Origin of the sequence: Streptomyces sp. RKAG337 (assembly GCF_023701715.1) — a bacterium.
In the GTDB taxonomy this organism is placed as follows: Bacteria; Actinomycetota; Actinomycetes; order Streptomycetales; family Streptomycetaceae; genus Actinacidiphila.
In genome coordinates, this window is sequence record NZ_JAJOZA010000001.1 from 4,717,780 (window position 1) to 4,738,555 (window position 20,776).

General features: G+C 73.3%; 14 protein-coding genes and 1 tRNA gene. 1 reads left to right on the plus strand and 14 read right to left on the minus strand.

The features are described 5' to 3' along the window. Positions 1–279: 279 nt before the first annotated feature. Positions 280–3,516 (minus strand): bifunctional lysylphosphatidylglycerol synthetase/lysine--tRNA ligase LysX, encoded by a 3,237-nt coding sequence (gene lysX, locus LNW73_RS20990; RefSeq protein WP_250990949.1) that lies wholly within the window; start codon positions 3,514–3,516, stop codon positions 280–282. Positions 3,517–3,976: 460 nt separating this feature from the next. On the opposite strand from lysX, the gene LNW73_RS20995 reads away from it, so the two are divergent. Then, a complete protein-coding gene (locus tag LNW73_RS20995; RefSeq protein WP_250990950.1) occupies positions 3,977–5,428 on the plus strand; it encodes an alpha/beta hydrolase in 1,452 nt (483 codons plus the stop codon). Positions 5,429–5,498: 70 nt separating this feature from the next. Here LNW73_RS20995 and LNW73_RS21000 read toward each other — a convergent pair whose 3' ends face one another. The 13 genes from LNW73_RS21000 to LNW73_RS21060 all read right to left on the minus strand — a co-directional run bounded on the left by LNW73_RS21000 (position 5,499) and on the right by LNW73_RS21060 (position 20,647). Then, positions 5,499–6,161: a hypothetical protein gene (locus LNW73_RS21000; RefSeq protein ID WP_250990951.1), complete on the minus strand. Its 663-nt coding sequence runs from the start codon at positions 6,159–6,161 to the stop codon at positions 5,499–5,501. A gap of 259 nt (positions 6,162–6,420) precedes the next feature. Beyond that, on the minus strand, positions 6,421–7,257 hold the full coding sequence (locus LNW73_RS21005) for a phosphatidylglycerol lysyltransferase domain-containing protein (protein WP_250990952.1): 837 nt from the start codon (positions 7,255–7,257) through the stop codon (positions 6,421–6,423). A 26-nt stretch (positions 7,258–7,283) separates the two neighbouring features. Then, positions 7,284–9,071, minus strand: a complete 1,788-nt coding sequence (locus LNW73_RS21010; protein ID WP_250990953.1) for a phosphatidylglycerol lysyltransferase domain-containing protein — start codon at positions 9,069–9,071, stop codon at positions 7,284–7,286. Between the two features lie 32 nt (positions 9,072–9,103). Beyond that, a complete protein-coding gene (locus LNW73_RS21015; protein WP_250990954.1) occupies positions 9,104–11,677 on the minus strand; it encodes a bifunctional lysylphosphatidylglycerol flippase/synthetase MprF in 2,574 nt (857 codons plus the stop codon). 13 nt (positions 11,678–11,690) lie between these two features. Continuing rightward, positions 11,691–13,034, minus strand: a complete 1,344-nt coding sequence (locus LNW73_RS36425; RefSeq protein ID WP_250990955.1) for an alpha/beta hydrolase — start codon at positions 13,032–13,034, stop codon at positions 11,691–11,693. 225 nt (positions 13,035–13,259) lie between these two features. Then, the gene (locus tag LNW73_RS21025; protein WP_308407697.1) at positions 13,260–13,988 is read right to left on the minus strand and encodes a class F sortase; all 729 of its coding nucleotides are present in this window, start codon (positions 13,986–13,988) and stop codon (positions 13,260–13,262) included. A 184-nt stretch (positions 13,989–14,172) separates the two neighbouring features. Beyond that, positions 14,173–14,246, minus strand: a tRNA-Lys gene (locus LNW73_RS21030). A gap of 57 nt (positions 14,247–14,303) precedes the next feature. Further along, on the minus strand, positions 14,304–14,921 hold the full coding sequence (locus LNW73_RS21035; protein ID WP_250990956.1) for a bifunctional DNA primase/polymerase: 618 nt from the start codon (positions 14,919–14,921) through the stop codon (positions 14,304–14,306). 152 nt (positions 14,922–15,073) lie between these two features. Then, positions 15,074–15,436 (minus strand): hypothetical protein, encoded by a 363-nt coding sequence (locus LNW73_RS21040; RefSeq protein ID WP_250976009.1) that lies wholly within the window; start codon positions 15,434–15,436, stop codon positions 15,074–15,076. 122 nt (positions 15,437–15,558) lie between these two features. Then, positions 15,559–16,941 carry an AAA family ATPase gene (locus LNW73_RS21045; RefSeq protein ID WP_250990957.1) on the minus strand — a complete coding sequence of 461 codons (1,383 nt, stop codon included), beginning with the start codon at positions 16,939–16,941 and terminating at the stop codon, positions 15,559–15,561. Further along, positions 16,938–18,500: a hypothetical protein gene (locus LNW73_RS21050; protein WP_250990958.1), complete on the minus strand. Its 1,563-nt coding sequence runs from the start codon at positions 18,498–18,500 to the stop codon at positions 16,938–16,940. The genes LNW73_RS21045 and LNW73_RS21050 overlap by 4 nt, the downstream gene beginning before the upstream one ends. Beyond that, positions 18,491–19,630, minus strand: a complete 1,140-nt coding sequence (locus tag LNW73_RS21055; protein WP_250990959.1) for a hypothetical protein — start codon at positions 19,628–19,630, stop codon at positions 18,491–18,493. The genes LNW73_RS21050 and LNW73_RS21055 overlap by 10 nt, the downstream gene beginning before the upstream one ends. Before the next feature lie 21 nt (positions 19,631–19,651). Next, positions 19,652–20,647 (minus strand): phosphatase PAP2 family protein, encoded by a 996-nt coding sequence (locus LNW73_RS21060; RefSeq protein WP_250976005.1) that lies wholly within the window; start codon positions 20,645–20,647, stop codon positions 19,652–19,654. Between the last annotated feature and the right edge of the window lie 129 nt (positions 20,648–20,776).

Sequence of the window (20,776 nt, forward strand, 5' to 3'; positions counted from 1 at the left end):
ACCGCGCTGTCCGAATTGCGGAAAATGGGGTGGTTGTTATGATTTTTGAAGAGTGGGGAGAAGTTGGTTCGAATCCAGCCGGCTCCACGCACGGGGCCGTAGCTCATCGGTAGAGCGACCCACTCGCTAGTTCGTGTCGTCGGAGGGCCGGTCCGCTCCGGACCGGCCCTCCGTACGTCCCGTGCTCCCACCGTAAGGGCAGCCCCCGGCCGGCGCCCTCGTCCGTTCGGCCAATGTCCGGCCGTCCCGTATCCCCCCTAGGGCCGGTATATCCGCAGATCAGCGGCGGCGGACCAGGGGGAACGGCAGGGTTTCGCGGATCGACCGGCCGGTAAGGAACATCACCAGGCGGTCGACGCCGATGCCCAGCCCCCCGGTCGGCGGCATCGCGTACTCCAGGGCGGTCAGGAAGTCCTCGTCGAGTTCCATCGCCTCGGGGTCGCCGCCCGCCGCGAGCAGCGACTGCTCGGTGAGCCGGCGGCGCTGCTCGACCGGGTCGGTGAGCTCCGTGTAGGCGGTGCCCAGCTCGGTGCCGTACGCGACCAGGTCCCAGCGTTCCGCGAGCCGGGGGTCGACGCGGTGCTGCCGGGTGAGCGGGGAGACGTCCAGCGGGAAGTCCTTGTAGAACGTCGGGACGGTGGTGCGCTCCTCGACCAGCCGCTCGTACATCTCCAGCACGATGTCGCCGCGCCCGTCGGCAGGGGTGTGCGGGACGCCCGCGCGGTCGCAGAGCCGCCGCAGCACGTCGGGCGGGGTGTCGGCGGTGACCTCATCGCCGAGCGCCTGCGAGATCGCGTCGTTGACGGTCCGCACCGGCCACAGCCCGGACAGGTCGACGTCGCCGCCGTCCCGGCGGGCGGTCTGCGAGCCGTTGGCGGCGGTCGCGGCCTGCTGGATCAGCTCGCGGGTCAGATCGAGCATCGAGTCGTAGTCGGCGTAGGCCTGGTACGCCTCCAGCATCGTGAACTCGGGGTTGTGCTTGTACGACACGCCCTCGTTGCGGAAGGTGCGGCCGAGCTCGAAGACCTTCTCGACACCGCCGACGCAGAGCCGTTTGAGATACAGCTCCGGGGCGATGCGCAGATACAGGTCCAGGTCGTAGGCGTTGATGTGGGTGGTGAACGGGCGGGCGTTGGCGCCGCCGTGCACCGGCTGCAGCATCGGCGTCTCGACCTCCAGATAGCCGCGGGCCACCAGTGACTCGCGCACCGAGTGCACCGCGGCGCTGCGGGCCCGCAGCACGTCGCGGGCCTCGGGCCGGACCACCAGGTCGAGATAGCGCTGCCGGACCCGGGCCTCCGGGTCGGTCAGGCCGCGCCGCTTGTCGGGCAGCGGGTGCAGGCACTTGGCGCTCAGCCGCCAGGTGGACGCGTCGGCGGTCACCTCGCCGGTCCGGCTCGCGCCCATCACGGCATCGAAGTCCAGCAGGTCGCCCAGGTCGACGTCGGAGCCGAACGCCCGCATCCCCTCGGCGGTGAAGTGGTCACGGCCCAGCAGGATCTGCAGATCGCCCGACCAGTCCCGCAGCGTCACGAAGACCACGCCGCCGTGGTCGCGCAACCGCAACACCCGTCCGGACAGCCGTACTTCGGTGCCGGCGGGCGCCGCCGCCGCGGCCGCCAGGGTGTGCGTGGGCACGATGCCGGGCGGGTACGGGTCGGTCTCGGCGTCCCGCAGCCGCTCCAGCTTCCGCAGCCTGACGCGTACCTGCTCCGGGCGCCCGGAGCCGGCAGTCCGGCCCGGTCCCGCCGCTGCCGCCGACAGGTCGGCGGCGGCCGCCGAGGCCTCCTCCAGTTCGACGAACGCGGGCAGCGCGGCCGGTCCCTGCCCCACGTTCCGGTCCCGCCAGAAGCGCAGCCGCGGCATCTCCACGAAGCCTTCGGCGATTCCGGACGCCAGACCGATACGGGCCAGGTCCTTCGCCTCGGAGTAGCAGAGGAAGCGCGGATACCACTCCGGCTGGTACTTCACGTTCGACCGGTACAGGGCCTCCAGCTGCCACCACCGGGAGAAGAAGAGCAACAGCCGCCGCCACAGCCGCAGCACCGGGCCCGCGCCGATCCTCGCGCCCTCCTCGAAGACCGAGCGGAAGACCGCGAAGTTCAGCGAGATCTGCCGGATGCCGAGCCGGGGCGACTGCGCCGCCAGCTCCGTCACCATGAACTCCATGATCCCGTTGGGGGCGGCGGGATCGCGCCGCATCACGTCCAGCGAGACCCCGGCCCGGCCCCAGGGCGCGAACGACAGCAGCGCGATGACCTGTCCCGCGTCGTCCAGCGCCTCGACGAGCAGGCAGTCGCCGTCCGCCGGGTCGCCGAGCCGGCCCAGCGCCATCGAGAACCCGCGCTCGGTATCGGTGCCGCGCCAGGCGTCCGCCCGTGCCACGACCTCGTGCAACTCGTCAGGCGACAGCTCGCGGTGCCGGCGGATCCGGCTCGTCGCACCGGTGCGCCGCACCCGGTTGACGGCCTGCCGGGTGCCACGCATCTCGCGGCCCCCCAGATCGAAGCCACCGACCTCCAGCACCGCCTCGTCGCCCAGTTCCAGCGCACCGAGCCCGGCCCGGGAGTACGCCTTCGCGCCCTCCTCGCCCGCGCCCATCACCGCCGGCACCCAGCCGTACTGCGCCGCGTGCTCCAGCCACGCCTCGATGGCGGGCCCCCACGCCTCGGTGTCACCCAGCGGATCGCCACTGGCCAGACAGACGCCCACCTCGACGCGGAAGGTGACGGCGGCCTTCCCGCTGGGCGAGAAGACCACCGACTTGTCCCGCCGGGTGGCGAAGTAGCCGAGCGAGTCCTGCTCCCCGTACTTCGCCAGCAGGGCGCGGATCCGCGGCTCGTCGTCGCCGTGCAGCGCCGCTTCGACCTTCTGCGAGCGGAACAGCGTGGCGGCGGCGGCGAGCAGCGCGAGCGCGCCGAACAGACCGAGCCAGAAGTTGGTCCAGAAGGGCGGATGACCGATGCCGGCCGGCAGGTCGTTGACGCCACCGACCACCCGGTTGACCGCCCACCGCAGCCGGTCCTTCCCGACCAGCGTGCCGGGGAACACCGACAGCAGCGCCCAGCCGGCCAGGACGCCGATCACCAGGCCCACCAGCAGCACCAGCAGCGCCCGCCAGAACGCGCCCTTGCGCACCCGCGCGGAGAAATCGCCGCGCGCCAGCACCAGCGCGGCGAGCGCGGCGCCGGTGATGGCCAGCGCCGGGATGGCGCTCCACTCCGAGAAGACGATCAGCACCACGTTCGCCAGGACCGTCAGCCCGAGGAACACCACGACGATCCAGTACGCCACCCGCTTGCGCGCGGCCAGCGCGCCGGCGAGCAGCATCAGGAACGCCGCGTAGGCGAGGTTCGCGGACGCCGGCACCGTCAGAATCTCCACCCAGCGGCGCACGGGTTCGAGGAGACGGTGCAGGGGGCCGACTACGGCGAGGACGGCGCAGAAGATGGCGAGTGAGGCGAAGAACTCCCCGAACCACCCCGGTACCGAGCGCTTCCAGCGGGGTTCCTCCATACGACCATGCTGGTCGTCCCCCGGCTTTCCGCAACCGGGACGCCGCCGCCGGAGCCCCCACCGGAGCCCGGTACGGCACCGGGTTTCCCCCACCCGCCCGCCCTGTGCCCTCAAACGCCGGGCGGGCTGGGGGTGGCCTCAAGCGCCGGCCGGGCTGGGGGTGGGGAACGGCCTTCAGGCGCCGGGCGGGCTGGGGAGGGTGTCAGGCGCGGGCAGGTTGGGGGTGGCCTCAGGCGCTGGGCGGGCTGGGGGTGGGGAACGGCCTTCAGGCGCCGGGCGGGCTGGGGAGGGTGTCAGGCGCGGGCAGGTTGGGGGTGGCCTCAAGCGCCGGGCGGACCGGGGGAGGGGAACGGCCTTCAGGCGCCGGGCGGGCTGGGGGTGGGCCTCAGGCGCCGGGCTGGCGTTCGGGTCTGCCTTCGCCCGGCGTGCGGGGGCCCGTGGGGGCGTTTAGGTTGGCGGGATGGGGCTCGGGTTGTGGTTGGCGGTGGGGTCGACGACGGCGTTGGTGCTGGTCGGAGGCCCGGCGCAGCCGGATCTGACGCGGTTCTACGCGCAGCGGATCACCTGGTCCGCATGCGCGGCCGACGGCATGCAGTGCGGCAGCATCGTGGTGCCGCTGGACTACGCGACGCCCTCCCGCGGCACCGCCGACATCGCGCTGTCGCGCTACCCCGCCACCGGCCCCGGTGACCGCATCGGCTCCCTGCCGGTGAACTTCGGCGGCCCCGGGGTCTCCGGGATCGACACGCTCGCGGGCCGGGCCGGTACGGACCTGGCGGTCCTCAACACCCGGTACGACCTGATCGGGTTCGATCCGCGCGGGGTGGGCCGCAGTGTGCCGGTGGATTGCGGTGAGCCGCCGCCCGCGGAGGGGGAGCTGATCGAGCAGGTCCGGCGGCTCGCCGGGCAGTGCGGGCAGCGCTCCGGCAGGATCCTGCCGTGGATCGGGACGACGAACGTGTCGCGCGATCTGGACGTCATGCGGGCGGCGCTGGGTGACGAGAAGCTCGACTACCTGGGCTTCTCGTACGGGACCAAGCTGGGCGCGGTGTACGCGCACCAGTTCCCCGACCGCGCGGGACGGCTGGTGCTGGACGGGGTGGAGGATCCGGCGTCCGACAGCGAGCGGGTGGCGCTCGGTCAGGCGGCCGCGTTCCAGCGCGCGCTGGAGGCGTTCGTCAAGGACTGCGCGGCGCAGGGGAAGGCGTGCCCGATCGAGGGGGCCGACCAGCGCGCACGGATGGCAGGACTGGCGGACCGGAGCGAGCGGCTCGCGCACGACCCGCTGCGGACCGCCGTCGGGGACCTCGGCCAGGACGAGTACCTGGCGGCGCTGCAGACGGCCCTGTACAGCGCGGACTCCTGGCCGGTGCTGAGCGAGGCACTCGCCGCCCTGCGGGCCGGCGACGGCGAGCCGTTGCTGCTGCTCGCGCAGGACGGGGGCTCGGACGTCCGGCGGCGGAACCCGTCCGACGGGAGCGATCCGGGGCGGACCAACTACGCGGTGGCGAAGCTGGCCGTGGACTGCCGGGACACCTCCGACCGCTACACGGCCGGTCAGGTGGCGGCGGCCGGGGCGGCGTTCGCCGCCGCGTCGCCGGTGTTCGGCCGGGCCATCGCCGATTCGATGCTGGCCTGCGCCGGCTGGCCGTCCGCCGGGGACAACACCTCACGCGACGTCAGGGCGGCGGATGCCCCCAAGGCGCTGCTGGTGTCCACGAAGGGCGACCCGGCGACGCCGTACGCGAACGCCCGGCGGATGAGCGACGCGCTGGGCAACGGGAGCCCGGTCCTGACGTTCAACGGACAGGGCCACGGTGCCTACTTCGCGCACAGCACCTGCGTGACGGAAGCCGTCGACGGTTTCCTGCTGGAGGGCAGGCTGCCCGCGGCGGCCACCGTCTGCGACTGACCGACTGACCGACTGACCGACTGACGACCGACGGACCGATCGACCGACCGCGAGCAGCCCGCGCCACCGCTCAGCTGTCGCTGCCGCGGGCCCGTCGGCGTCCCAGGACGATCGTGCCGGTGAGAGCCGCGGCCACCAGTGCCGCGCCCAGCGCGGTCTCGGCCGGATCCATGCCGATGCCGCCGCCGAGGCCGGTCTGCACACCGCCCTTGGGCGTGCGGGACGAGACGGTGAGGGTGCCGGTGAACGGGCCCTGCTTGCCGGTGGTGGCCTTCTGGCAGGACACCGAGACCTCGTACTGGCCCGGCTCGGTGCCCTCCGGGACCGTACCGACCCCGCCGACCTGGTTGCTGAGCGTGGAGAGGTTGACCGAAGGGATGGCCGAGCCGCCGGAGGCGGACCTGAACGTGGCGACGCCGCTCGTGCCGCTGCAGTTGCCGCCGTCGAAGACGGAGAACTGGCCGCCGGGGGCCACCGGGTCCGGCTGGACGATGACGGGATTGGCCGGCCCCACCGGCGTGAGGGGCACGGCGGGCGAGGAGAGCTCGCCGGGCACGTCGGGCGAGGCCAGGTCGGTGGGCACGTCGGGGGAGGAGAGGTCGGCGGGTGCCGAGGGCTCCGCGGACTCGACGGGGGCGATGGGCTCGGTCGAGACGGCTGACGCGGCTCCCACCGCGCTCAGCGCGATGACCGCGGCAAGGGCGGAGCCGGCGAGTAGGTGCTGTGAGCGCATCGGGTTTCTCCCAGGGCGGGGTCACGGACGGTGTTCCGCGGGGCGGACAGGAGTCCGCCCACCCTCCGAGGACACCCGGACGGCGCTCCCGGTGCCTGTTGACGATCGCTCAGGACTACTCCGAACGGACCAACGGACGACCGGGGCCGACGCGGCAGGCGCAGGTCAGGGAGCGGATCGGGACACGTTGGGAACGGATGCCGGTGCCACGGCCGGTCGGGTGAAACGGGTCCGGCCGGCGCCCCGCACCCGGCCCGCCTCAGCGCGGGCCGGGAGCCGAATCGTCCGGCGTGGAATCCGGCGTGGAATCCGGCCCGGTACCGTCCGGTTCGGAACCCAGCGCCGTCGCGGGCGCCGCCGGGTACGGTGCCCCGCCCAGCCGCGGCAGCCGCGGCGCCGTCAGGAAGCCCTCGGCCATGGCGGTGGCGGTGGCGATACGGGGCAGCTCGGCGGACCGCTCGTACAGCAGGTGGCGCGGGCGCCACTCCGGCAGGTAGGCGGCGTAGGAGCGGTAGCGGGCCTCCAGGTGCCAGCGGCGGGAGAGCAGCCGGAGGACCTTGCGCCACAGCCGCAGCAGCGGACCCGCACCGGCCTTGCCGTCCTCCTCGAAGACCGAGCGGAAGACCGCGAAGTTGAGGGACACCCGCTCGACGCCGCGCACGGGCTCGGCGTCCGCCCGGGCCAGCAGCAGCAGTTCGGTGATCAGGTAGTCGATCAGCGCGCTGCCGGACTCGCGGTCGCGGCGCATCAGGTCGAGGCAGAGGCCGCGCCGGCCCCACGGCACGAAGCTCAGCAGCGCCGATGTGCGTCCCTGCGGGTCGCGGCACTCCACCATCACGCACTCGCCGTCCGCGGGGTCGCCCAGCCGGCCCAGGGCCACCGAGAAGCCGCGCTCGCTGGCGTGCCGCCGCCAGGCGTCGGCGAGATGGGCCAGATCGGCCATCTCGTCGCGGGGGATGTCGCGGTGGCGGCGTACGACGGCGGTGTAGCCGGCGTCGCGGATCAGCCCGTGGGCCTCGCGCAGCGGGCGCAGCGCCGCACCGCCTTCCGCTGACGTGCCCAGGTAGGTTCCGGCGAACGCGGCGACGTCGACCACCGCCTCGTCGCCGAAGTCCAGCGACTTCAGCCCGGCCCGTTCGTAGACCGCCGCGGCCCCCCGCCGGCCCCGGTGACCCCCGGGATCCAGGCGTGCCGGCGGGCGTCGGCCAGCCAGCCGTCGATCGCCGCCGGCCACTCCTCGCGGTCCCCGATCGGATCGCCGGAGGCCAGCGCGACCCCGTTCACCACCCGGTACAGCACGGCGGCCCGGCCGCCGGGCGACCAGCTCACCGACTTGTCGCGGCGCAGGGCGAAGTACCCGACCGGATCGTGTTCGCCGTGCGTGGCGAGCAGATCGCGCAGCCGCTGTTCGTCCGCCGGCTGGAGCCGGGCGCGGCCGCGCGGGGAGCGGAAGAACGCGAGCAGCACCATCAGCATCAGCGTGACGCTCAGCAGGTTGATGGCGAGGTCGGTCCAGGCGGGCACGGTGATCTCGGGCAGGTCGAACAGGCTGGAGACGGTCAGCACGCGCAGCACGGCGTAGTGCAGGCAGGCACGCCAGCTCGCCGGCGGCGGGGCGTCGGTCGCGTGCACCAGGACGGTGCCCAGGCCCACCGTGACGACGCTGCCGATCAGCAGCGACACCAGTCCGAGGGCGACGTTGCCGCGCTCGCCCCGCACGTTGAACGCCCGGCGGGACACCGCCAGCGCGAGTGCCAGCAGCAGGGTGAGGCCGAGGGAGATCCAGTTGAAGGGGTGCGCGCGGGCCTCCGGGAGCAGATCCAGCGCCAGCAGGCACAGCGCCAGATATCCCCAGACCAGCGTGACGGCGACGATCCAGGACGCGCGCTTGCGGCGGCGCAGCGTCACCGCGAGCAGGAAGGCCAGGACGGCGCCGGTGAAGCCCGGGCTCAGCAGGAAGGCGGTGAAGAACTCCCCGTCGGTGGCCCGGTGCACCCGTTCGCGGAACGGCGCGATCAGCCCGGTCAGGACGTTCACCACGGCGGCGGCCCGCAGGTACCAGACGGCGACCGCCGCGCCCGGCTGCTGCAGCGGCCGCAGCCACACCTCGATCCGGGACGGCGGGATGTCGACGAGCGTCGGGCGCGGCACGGGGGCGCTCTCGGACTTCGACTTCAGGTGCGGGGCGCCCGCGACCGCGTCCATCAGCCTGGTCTTGAACGCGACCAGCCGCCGGTGGACGCGGTCCTCGCGGCGCTCGGAGCGGGCCAGCCGCCGGGGCCGGGAGTGGTAGCGCCAGCGGGACCAGGGGCTGGCCGGGCGGGCCAGCCGCAGCGCCCCGATGATCGCGACCGGCGGCATCATCACGCCGATCAGCCCCGTCCACACCTTGCCCTTGATCAGGCAGATGACCACGAAGCCGAGCAGGACCGCCGCGACACCGATCTGTTCGCCGTTGATCCCGCCGACGAAGCCGCCCAGCGGGGCCTCCCCGATGAGCAGCAGACCGATCACCGCGACGGCGAGGATCACCGCGTCCACGGACTTGCGGCCCTGCTCGCTCCAGTAGACGTCCTCCAGGTGCAGGACGAGGGCGAACTCGTCGAGCACCAGCCCGCAGCCGATGCCGAACAGCACGGCCAGCAGGTTGTGCGCGAGGACCCCGCCGCGTACGGCGAAGGAGCCGATGCCGCCGATGAGCATCATGGCCTGGCCGAAGACGACATGGTGGATGTGCAGGCCGCCCGGGTTGACGTTCCCCGGCCACCAGCTCACCCCGCGCCGGATCATCCGCACGCTGAAGCGGATGAAGAGGAACGAGCCGATCAACCCGACGAGCAGCAGGAACAGCGGTTCGCGACCGTTGTCGACGATCCGCGACCGGTAGGCGTCGGCCAGCCAGTCCCACATGGCGTCACCTCAATCCGGAGTCGGACCCCGGCTCAGGAGCCGGACAGCTGGCGGACCAGCCGTACGCCCTGAGCCGCCGTCATGTGCGGAAGGTAGGCCTTGCCGATGGCCCGGGTGATGGTCGGCAGAGCGGCCGGATCGGGGTAGCACATGTACATAGGGTGGTAGTCGGGCTGGAATTTTGCCTTGAACGCGAGCAATGAACGGAAACCGTACACCGGTTCCAGTAGTCGCCCCGACACATCGACCAGCCGCTGCAGTGGCGCCGGGGCCTCGCCGCGGTCCACCCGCGCCATCGGCGCCCCCGACAGGCTGATGAACTCCGCGCCCTCCTCCTTCAGTCCGAGCGCGGAGGAGGCGATCAGGAACTCCATGACGCCGCGGAAGCCGGTGGAGCGGCGCCGCATGAAGTCCAGCGTCCAGCCGATCGGCTCGCCGTCCCGGTAGACCGGCATCCAGCTGGTGATGCCGTGGACGGTCCGGTCGGCGTCCAGCGCGATCAGACAGCGCACCTCGGGGTCGTCGAGTTCGTCGAGGCCGCCGAGGGTGAAGCCCATCTCGGGCAGCCCCTTGTCGGCGACCCACTCCTCGGAGATGGCCCGGATCTGCTCGGTGAGCGCCAGCGGCGTGTCCGGGAAGCGCCACCACTCGGCGGTGATGCCGGCCTTGCCCGCCTTGTTGAGCGCGGTGCGGACGTCCTGCCACTTCTTGCCCTTGAACTCCAGGCCGGCCAGCGGTACGACGGTGTCCTCGGCGACCTGCAGGGACTTCCAGCCGAGCGCCTCGGCGGCCTGCCGGGACTCCTCGTTGACGCTGTAGAAGCACGGTGACCAGCCGCGCGCGTCGCAGAACGCGGCGAACTCGCCCACCGCGCGCTCCCGGGCCGACCGCTCCCCGAAGGGGTCGCCGGTGGTCAGCGCGATGGTGGAGAGCACCCGGTACGCGACGCCCGCGTCGCCGCCGGGGGACGTCCAGTAGTGGTTGCCCTGCCAGGTGGACAGGTACGAGAGCGTGGAGCCGCCGTGCTCGGTGAGGATCGAACGGGCCCGCCGGGCCTGCTCGTCGGAGGACCGCAGCCGGTTGCTGCGGAAGACCACCAGCAGCGAGACGAGCGCGACCAGCCAGGGCACCAGACCGCAGTACTCGTACAGCCAGTGGGCGCCCGAGCCGACCGGGATGGGGCCCTGGTCGGCGAGGTCGCTGTAGATGGGCGGCAGGAAGACGGAGACGAGCCCCTGGCACAGGAAGGAGACGGTGGCGACCGGGTAGAACTGATCGCGGATCGCGTAGGCGGTGCCCACGTACACGGCGGCGACGGCCAGCACGCTGCCGCCGACGACCAGGGCGAGCCTGCGGACCGAGCTGCGCGGCAGCCGCAGTTGGAAGCGGCTCCGGGTGACGACCAGCAGGACGATCGAGGCGGCGGGCAGCAGGATCTGCTCGATGCAGGCGCGGATCAGCCAGCTCCGGTCGTCCCGGCCCTCCGGGGTGCTGAGGTCCAGCGAACCGAGGAAGTCCACCATCTCGTAGAGAACGATCGCCATCAGCGCCAGATTGACCACGATGGCGAGGATCCAGGCCAGCCGCCGGCCGCGCCGCAGTCCTTCGGCGAGGACGAGCAGCAGCAGCGCGGGCATGACCGTCATCAGGATCGCGGGGGAGTCGTAGAAGTGCTCCTCGGCGTGGATCTGGTGGCAGGCCCGCACCGATTCGGCGCAGGCGTCCTGGACGGCCTGGGCGTCGGGGTGCGAGGTGACGAGCAGATCGCGGAAGGTGGCCAGCGGGCCGAGCGCGTCGGGCGAGAGCATCGTCAGCGCCGGGCCGATCGCGGCGGCGGCGATGAACAGCCCGACCAGCACGCGGGTCTCGGAGTGCGACGCACCGGCCGGCCGGTGCGGCCGGCGGTGCGGCAGCCGGTGCCAGAACACCGCCCCGACGGCCAGGCCGATCACCCCGCCGGTGACCTGCAGCAGGTCCAGCAGGGTGCCCAGGTACAGCGCGAGGACCAGCACGACCGCGGCCAGCAGCAGGCGCACCCGGCGCCGCCACAGCGCCGTCATCGTCCCGCTCACCGTGAAGGCCACCCCCGCCACGGCGACCGTGGGGCCGACCGCCGCCTGCAGGGAGAGCAGTTCCAGCCAGTCGTCGCCGGCCAGGTCGCCGAGCTTGGCCAGGCCCACCCCCAGCAGGGTGCCGGCCACCTGGGCGGCCACCAGCGCCAGCACGGTGCGCGTGGAGCCCATCCGGCGCTCCGCCAGGGTGCCGAGCACGGCGAGCGCCACGGTGCTGATCAGATACATGTCGAGGCTGGAGCACCACAGGCCGGAGCTGAGCGGGGTCCACCAGTGGCCCTCGGCGAGGGTCTCCCAGCCGACGCCGACGGCGTCGAACAGCTGGTCGTCCGGGCCCCTGCGCAGCGATCCGGTGGCCGCGCCGGTGATCCACAGGGCGGCGATCAGGGTCACGGTGACGGGCGCGTGCCGCAGCTGCCCGGCGCCGCGCCGGGTGTTGGCCGCCCAGGACCGCCACCGGCCGGGCGGCTTCGGCGTACTGGGCCCGGTCGGCTCCGGGCCGTCGGGGAGTTCCCGCGCCTGCGATTCGGTCATCGGTGCAGTCCCGTCAGCCGCTGGATGGGGAGGTCAGATGGGTGACGCCGCCGAGCCAGGCCAGCCCCACGCCGAGGGCGGGCCGCCAGACCGCCCAGCTGTGGCCGCCCGGCAGCTCCTTGTACGTGACGTTCATCCCGGCCTTGCGGGCCGCCGCGTACGCGTCCCGCTGCTGCGGCGCGAAGGTGCCGTCGGAGGAGCCGACGATGAACAGGCCGTTGGTGCCGGGGAAGGACTTCTTCTGCATGATCTTCAGCGGGCTGATGGCGTCGTAGGCGGCCGAGCTGCCGCCGAACAGCTCGTCGACGGTGCGCTGGTGGCCGCCCAGGGTCGGTTCGCGCTGCCCGGAGATGTCGACGAACGACCCGAAGAGTTCCGGCGCGGTGACGGCCAGCTGCAGCGAGCAGGTGCCGCCGAGCGAGTAGCCGCCCGCGGCCCAGGACGCGGGTGCGCTCGCGACCTGGAGGTTGGCCCTGATCCAGGCCGGTACGTCCTGGGTGAGGTAGGTGTGCACCTTGCCGCGTTTCGAGTCCACGCAGATGGTGTTGTTCAGCGGCGAGTGGAGGGTGTCGACGGAGACCGCGACCGGCGCGAGACCGTGGTGCTCGGCGGCGTACGCGTCCATGGTCTCGGCCAGCTGCCCGGAGTCGAGCCAGTCCTGCGGCGATCCGGGCTGACCGGGCATCAGGACGATGACGGGGAGCAGCGCGCGCGGGCTGGTCCGGTAGGCGGGCGGCAGATAGACCCAGGCGTCGCGCGCGTCGAAGCCGGAGGCGGTGCCGGGGATCTTCACTTTCGACAGCGATCCCTTGTCGGGCATGTCCGCCGGCGGTTTCCACACCGATTCGAGCGTGCCGCCTTCCGGGGTGCGGACGGTGGCGTTCTGCTTGCCGCCGCCGGCCGTCCTGAGGTCGGTGCTCTGCCGGGTCAGCGCGGTCACCAGGGTGCGGAGCCGGGGGTACTGGTCGTAGAACACGTTCACTTGGGAGCACGCGGCGAGCAGCACGAGCAGGCCCGCCAGCAGCGCGGCCAGCCTGATCCGCCAGTGCGGGGTGCAGAAGCAGCGGGCCACGGCCAAGGCGACGCCGAAGACTCCGACCCCGATCCACACCAGGACGCTGAGCGGCAGTTCATCGGCGATCAGCCGCCAGGAGTTGTCCTCCAGGTACTGCACGACGAACACCGCGACGGCGGTACCGAGGGCGATCAGCGGGACGGTGACGGTCCACCAGGAGCGGCGGCGGACCACGAGCAGCCAGCCGAGCGACAGCAGGCCGATCACGAGCACGATCCAGGGCACGGCGCCGTTGGTCAGCGGCCACTCCATCGGCCCGCTCATGGCCAGCGGCTGTCGCACAGCGACCTCCCCGGTGACGCGCAGATTCATAAATGACATCAGAAATACCTAAACTAGGACATACTGCATTCACCTGCCAGTGGTGTGCCCCCGGTTCGGCCAACCGGCCGTTCCGGGGGTGGGCACGCCGGTGGAAGGGGTGTGGGCGACGGGGTGCCGGTGCGTCAGGAGGATGCGCCGGGCGGGTCCGTCGGCAGGTTCGTCCGCGGGCTCTGAGGCTGGTCCTCAGGCCGGTCCGGTGGAGCCGGTGAGCCGGGCGTAGACCACGACGTTGCCCAGGTATCCCGCCGCCTTGCTGAACACTCCGCCGCAGGTGATCACGCGCAGCTCGGCGTCCGGCGTCGCGCCGTAGACCCGGTCGGTGGGGAAGTCCTGCTTCTCGTAGACCTCGATGCCGTAGACCGTGAACACGGCGGTACGGCGGTCCGCGCGGTCGATCTCGATCCGGTCGCCCTTGTGCAGCCCGCCCAGCTCGTAGAAGACCGCGGGGCCCTCGCGGGTGTCCACGTGTCCTGCCAGCACGGCGGCGCCCGGAGCGCCGGGCGCGGCCCCGCCCGCGTACCAGCCGGCCAGCCCGCGCTCGGACTCCGGCGGGGTCTGCAGATGGCCGGTGGTGTCGAGGCCGAGCCGCATGAGGGGTGCGTCGACCCCGATGACCGGGACCCGGATCCGTTCGGGGGCGGCGGCGGTCAGCGGGACCGCGCGCGGCGGCAGTGCGAACTCCGTCGGCCCGCCGGCGTCCGGGTGCCGCCCGGCAGCGGACACCGCCTCGGCCGCCGTGGGCAGCGGCGGCTCCCGCTCCTGCGTGCCGTCGCGCAGCAGCCAGGCGCCGGTCACCACCGTGACCGCGAGGATGCCCGCCGCCATCCGGCCGACGCGGCGCGGCGGCGGACGCCACGCGTCCTCGCGCGCGCCGTCGGGCGCGTCCGGGGGACGGTAGTGCGGCAGCGGCATGCGGGGCCTCCTGGAGACGGTCTCTCCCTGGCCTTGTTACCGCGCCGGGCCGCTCCCGTACCGCTCTGGCACTGCTCCCGTACCGCTCTCGCACTGCTCCCGTGCCGCTCTCGCACTGGCCCCGTACATGACGAAAGGCGCCCCTCCCGAAGGAGGAACGCCCAGGTCAACGGTTTCCCGTAGGTGCGCCGCCAGGGACTCGAACCCCGGACCCGCTGATTAAGAGTCAGCTGCTCTAACCAACTGAGCTAGCGGCGCGTGCTGCGAGACAGACATTAGCATCCGCTTCCGGCGGAGTGAAAATCGATATCCCGTTCAGGCCGGGGAGCCCGAGGGGACCACCGCGGAAGCGGTCGTGCGGGCGGCGGCGCGGGCCGCGCGGATACAGGCCCACAGCAGCACGTCGGGGCCGGGGAGCCAGGGATGACGGGTGTCGGGGGCCACCACCCAGCGCGACGACCCGCCCTCGGTGTCCAGGCCGGACTCGTCGCCGTACAGCGGCGGCACGGTCACCGCGTCGCCCAGGCCGTGGCACATCAGCGGCGGCACCGAGCGGCTCCACTCCTCCCAGCCGAGCAGCGACGGCAGCCGCTGGGCGGACCCGGGGGCGACCAGCAGCAGCACCCGGCCGCGGTGCAGGGCGACCGGCCCGCTGCCGGGCCCCGCGGCCCATAACTGCTCCAGCACCCGGCGGCCGAAGAGCGCGGGGAGGTTCACCACGTCGAACACGGTGCCGCACGGCAGCACGCTGGGCGCGGTCGGGCGGGCGCTCCACAGCGCCTGGACGCTGCGCGGGAAAGCGCTGGCGGAGGCGAGCCAGGCGGCTCCCGCAGGGGTGACGTACGCGGTGTGCGACTGCCGTTCAGGGTCCGTCGGGTCGCCGGCCACGGTGATGTCCGGGTGCCTCCAGGTCTCCCACTGCCATTCGCTCATACACCTAGAGGTACCGGCCGCTCGCACTGTGTCGATGTTAATCGGACGAATACGGGACAGGAACGCCGGTCGTCCGGTACCTTGCGCAACCCGCATATGCCAAAGGGCCGTGGTCGCTTGACACAATCACCGGCTCAGGGCATTGGTTCTGGTCACCGCTCCTGCAGACGTGTCCCGAACTCGACCATCTTCTTCGCGTAGTCCTCGGTCCAGCCCGACTGCTCCGCGATCGCGGCATACGTCAGCCGGTCGAAGCGCCGGGGATCCGCCAACTGGGCAGCGGCTATCGCCTGGTACTCCGTCGCCCGGTCGGCGGCGGCGCGGAAGGCCAGCGCCAGCTCCGTGGAGCGCGCCAGCAGCTCCCGGGGATCGTCGAGCGACTCCAGGTCGAAGAAGTGCTCCTCGTCGGCGAGGGCCTGGGCGGGCTCGAAGAGCAGCTCCGCCGGGCGCAGGCGCCGTGCGGGGGCCGGCGGGACGGCGTCGCGCCGGTCGTGAGCCGACTGCGGCTCGGACATGTACCTACCTCCAAGGGATTCGCGCGTTCCATTGTCCCGCGCCCGCGCAAGTGGGCCTCCGGGCCGTCCGAAGTGCCGTCTGACGTGCGGTTCCGCAGCGTCCCGTGCCTTCCGCACCGGGGCTACGTCCGATACGGGACCCGGTGCTCGTCCAGGTGCGCCAGCACGGCGTGGTTGGCCTCCCAGCCGTCCGGGAACTTCACCGTCACGCCCAGCTGCACCGGTTCCGTCGACGGGTGCTCGTCCAGCAGCCGGGCCACCCCCGCCCGGCACACCACGATGCAGGCGTGCCGGTGCCGGGAGGCGAGCACGCAGAGCCGGCCCGTCTCCAGATGGAAGGCCGTCGCGTCCGGGCGGCCGGACAGCGGGTGCAGGAAGACCGTCACGTCGAACTCCCGGCCCTGCAGCCGGTTCGCGGTGTCCACGGCGACACCGGACACGCCCAGCGCGGTGAGCGCCGACCGCACCGCCGCCGCCTGGTCGCGGTGCGCCGTGCCGACGGCGATCCGGTCCGCGGTCAGCGGCGCCGGCTCCGGCGAGCGCTCGCTGAACGTCACCCCGCCCCGGTCCAGCAGCCGCCGCACCACCTGGGCCACCGCGTGCACCGCCTCCGGATCCGTCCGGGGAGTGTGCCGGGCCGGCAGCTCCAGCAGCCCCCAGCCCGACGCGGCCGCCTCGTCCAGCACCTCGTCAGGGCCGGTGCCCTGCGAGGGCACCCCGAACGACAGCCGCCGGACGCCGGGCCCGGTGCCGCTGCGGAACGGCGTGTACGGGTAGAACGCCCGCGACACCAGCGGCGCCGCGGATGCCGGCAGCCGCCACGAGACGGGCAGCCGGTGCTGCGGGAGGCCCGGATTGTGCGCCAGCAGCGTCACCACCGCGCTCGCCGACGGGTCGTAGCTCAGCCCCGCCCACTGGTCGGCGCCCACCACGCTGAACGGGTCCAGCTGCCCCGGGTCGCCGACGAACAGCGCCCGCTCGAAGAGCCCGGCCACCTGCAGCAGCGCGTCCGAGCGCATCTGGTAGGCCTCGTCGACGATCGCGTGCCGCCAGGGCGACGTCAGATCGGTGGTCTTGACGTACGCCCACTTCGCGGAGGTCGCGATGACGACCTTCTGCTGGGCGAGATCGGCCACCTTCGCGGACTTCACGATCGACGGATGCCGGTCGAGCAGCGGATCGGGCGGTGACTCGCTGCCGTGCAGCCGGCCGATCGGGAGCCCGGGATCGGCGGTCGCCAGCCGGTCCGCGAGATCGTCCACCTGCGCGTTCGTCTGCGCCACCACCATCAACGACTCGCCCGCCGCGGCCAGTTCCCGGGCCGCGCGCACCACGAGCGTCGACTTGCCCGCGCCCGGCGGGGAGTCGACGACGACACCGCGCGACGAGCCGTGCAGCGTGTCGCGCAGGATCGCCTCGGTGACCGCCGCCGCCTCGGCGGCGGGGTCGCGCGGCGCGGGCCGGGCCGTGCCGTGGGGCGGAGAGTCCTCCGTCGTGCGGCTCACAGGAAGTCCTCCACGGTGACGGGATCGGATGCGGGCGCTGCCGGTGCGGCGGCGGTCCCCGGCGGGCCGCCGTGCGTCCACGGGGTGTCCTCGGGGTCGGGCAACTCCGGTCCGCCGCGCGGCGCGTGCTCGAACAGCGTCCAGCACACGCGGTCGCCGGCCGCGGGCACCGACCCCTCGTCCGGGACCTTGCCCCGGCCCATGCCGTTCAGCAGTCGTACGGTGACCTCCCCGGGCGACGGCCACTCGACGAACCGCGCCTCCTGAGTCTTCCCGCCGGGCAGCGCGCGGTAGAGCTTCGCGTCGGCGTCGAAATGCGGTACGTCGGCGGTCGCGACGGTTACCAGCGGGCGCGGGCGCGGCACCTTCGCCTCGCTGTACGCCATCACCACGTCGGTGACCTCGCCCGCGAACGCCTCGCCTGACAGCCGCCGCCCGGCCATCACCAGCGGATCGTCCAGCGCCTCCTGCGCCTCCAGCCGCACCTGGGCCGTCTCGCGGCCCATCAGCTTCTGCGCGGCCGCGATGGCGTCGTCGCGCTTCGGCTGCGGCGGCTCACCGGCCCGCACCCGGTCCCGGTGGCCGGTGTACGACCAGCGGTCCCGCTTCCAGCGCTCCTCGACGTGCCCGCCCTCGGGCAGCGCCCGCAGCAGATCGAGACCACGCCACACGTCGTCCCAGGCGGGCCGCAACTGGCTCTCTACGAGCGCCCGCACCTCGGCCTCGGCGACGGAGGTCGCGGCGGACCGCTCCGCGCCGGCCGCCCGCGCCGCCGCCCGGGCCGCGTCGAAGCGGGACATCGCGGGCGCCAGCATCGTGTTGTCGAAGGCGGGGTCGGTCGCCGGGCCGGCGGGCGGGCTCAGCAGCAGGCCGTCGGGTCCGCGTCCGGTCTCCGCGCGGCGGGCCGCCTCCGCGCCGGTCATGCCCTCGGGAGGGTCGATCCAGCCGAGCAGCGCGCCCAGGTGCTGGTCCTCCAGATTGCTCTGGCCGGTCGCCCAGTGCCGCGACAGCAGCTCCGTCATCGACAGCAGCAGCGAGGCGCCGGGGGTGCGGGCGCGCTCCCCGTAGTGGGTCAGCCAGCGTCCGGACAGCGGTACCCGCGACGGCACCGGATAGGGCTCGTCCGGATTCTCCTCCGCCGTGCGGCGGAACCGGGTGGAGCGGCCGAGCAGCCGGACGTAGTCCGCCGCCGCCGCGTTCGGCACGATGATCTGCGGGGCGTCCGCGCAGACCTCGGACTCCTCGCGGTTCCGGGTCGCCGGTTCGGTCTCCACCGCGTCCGCGTACCGGTCCATGTGTGCGATGACCGTGGTCGCCAGCGCCGCGAGGAAGTCGAACCGCAGGTCCCGGTCGCGCGGCTGCGCCACCACCAGCAGGCTCGGCGCCTCCCGGTCGCGGCCCACCAGCGCGCCCAGCGGCGCACCGACCTCACCGGCCGTCGTCAGCGGCACGAACACCAGCGGATGCCGCGACAGATGCCGGTGCCGGACCGTCGCCACCGGCTGCGCCCGGCCCGCGACCACGGCCTCGGCCCGCGCCAGCGTCCCGATCAGTGACATGCGGCACCTCCGGCGGTGAGCGCCTCGGCGCGCAGCACGGCGGCGCGGCGCAGCGCGGCGACGGCGGGGTCCGCCTCGGCGCCGGCGGCGTCCGTGCCGAGGGCGGCGGACAGCACGGCCTCGACCGTGGTGAGGGTGCCCAGCTCACCGCGCAGGCCGCGGCCCAGGGACTCGACGGAGCCGCAGGCACGGGAGCGGTCACGGCAGTGGAGGGACAGCTCGCAGGCGGCCAGGCACTCGGGGGAGTACGCGGCCGGGACCGCCTCGACGGCGGCGGCCAGTTCGGGGGCCGGCCGGGTCGGGGTGCGGCCGTCCTCGGACCAGCGCAGGTCGAACGTGGTGCCGTCCGGCAGCTCGGCGGCGATCTCCTCGATACGCGTCAGCCGGGTCAGCTGCCGCCTGGTCACCGACAGCTGTTTGCGCACATCGACGAACTGGGCCGTCGGCAGGTTCGAGAAGTCCTTGGGGCACACCAGCAGCACGTCGTGCGACACCCGCACGGGACCCGCGGTCTCCTCCAGCGGCCCGGCCAGGCGCTCCAGCGCCAGCACGTACACCGCGGCCTGGCGGGCGGCGGCGCCCACCTTCACCGAGTCCGCGCTGCCGTCCAGGATCGGGAAGGACTTGACCTCGACGACCGTCCAGGAGCCGTCCGGCGCGACCGCCACCGCGTCCGGCTCCAGGTAGGCGGTGGACCCCGCCACGTCGAGCGTCAGCAGCGGGTGGTCCAGCAGCGTCCAGCAGCCGGCGGAGGTCGCCTCCGCCAGGGCCAGCCGGGTCCTGGCGGTGCGGCCCTCGGGACCGGCGGCCGACAGGTCCGGCAGCAGCGCCCCGCTGTCCTCGGGGGCGCCCAGCAGCCGCAGCAGCTCGGCGCACTCCTCCGCCTTGACCCGGGCCTCGAAGGCATGACCGCGGGCGAAGGCGAACTGGGACTGCCCGAACGGGGCGGGCGCGCCCAGCACCTGCGCGACCGCGCCCTTGTCGATCCCGGCGGCGTCGAGCAGGGCCCGGCGGCGGCAGCCGGGATTCGCGGCCAGGGCCGCGAGGGCCCGCGCGTCGAGCGGACGTGGAGACGTGGCCGGTCCGCGCAACTCGGCCAGCCGCTCCCGCAGATAGTGCGTAGTGCTCACCCGCGGAAGTCTCGCACCCGGCTACGACATTCGGCCCTGACCCACGGAAGACCTGTCCGAGGGATCCGATCTGTGCTCGTCCTGGGATCGCGTCCGCGAGGTCGGGACCCCGCTGGGGACGGGGCCGTGCGGAGCGCTTCTGGGAGCCGCCGGGGCCGGGGCCTGCGTCCCGGAGGCGGCAGCGGTCGCGGAGGCCGCCACGACCGGGCTGTGGCCCTCCGCGGAGGTGGTGGCGCCGGACCGGACGGCCCACCGGGCGCGCAGCGCGTCGACGGCGAGCAGGGCCCGCGGGGCCAGCAGGTAGCCGATGCCCATGACGGCCGCACCGGCGACCGCGTCCAGCAGGTAGTGGTTGGCGGTGCCCATCACCACGAACGTGGTGATCAGCGGGTACAGGATGCCCAGCGAGCGCACCAGCGGGGTCCGCCCGTAGCGCCACAGCATGATCCCGCACCACAGCGACCAGCCGACGTGCAGGCTCGGCATCGCCGCGTACTGGTTGGTCAGCCCGCCGAGGCCGCGCGGGGCGCTGGCGTCCTGGCCCCACCAGCCGTAGGAGCCGTACTGCGCCATGGTGTCGATGAAGCCGTGGCTGCTGTCGAGCAGCCGCGGTGGCGCCGTGGGCATGAGGGTGAAGCCGATCAGGCCGATCAGGGTGGACAGCATCAGCCATGTGCGGGCCGCGCGGTAGTGCGTCGGCCGCCGCCGCCACAGCCACACCAGGATCATGGGCGTCACGAGATAGTGCAGCGAGGCGTACGCGAAGTCCGCGGGGACGCCGATCGCGGCGTACTTCGTACAGATGCCGTTGAGCCAGCGCTCCGGATCGATCCGCATCAGCTCTTCGAGATGCAGGATGTCGATCCCGCTCTCGACGGCGTTGTCCACGTCGCCGCGGACCAGCAGGCGGCCGCACGAGTAGAGGGCGTACACGACGGCGATGAGCGGCAGCTCGGTCCACCAGCGCAGCCGGCCCCGGTAGGCCGAGGCGCGAGGCGCTGTGGCGGTGATCGTCATGCGGCCGTTCTCCCCGTTCTGCGGATGTGGCTCCTTGCGGACCATGTCGTAGGCTCTACCGTACGTCGTACGCTAGACAGCCCGCACATCGCCCCGGAAATTCCCGGCCACACTGCGTTCGTTCTGTGT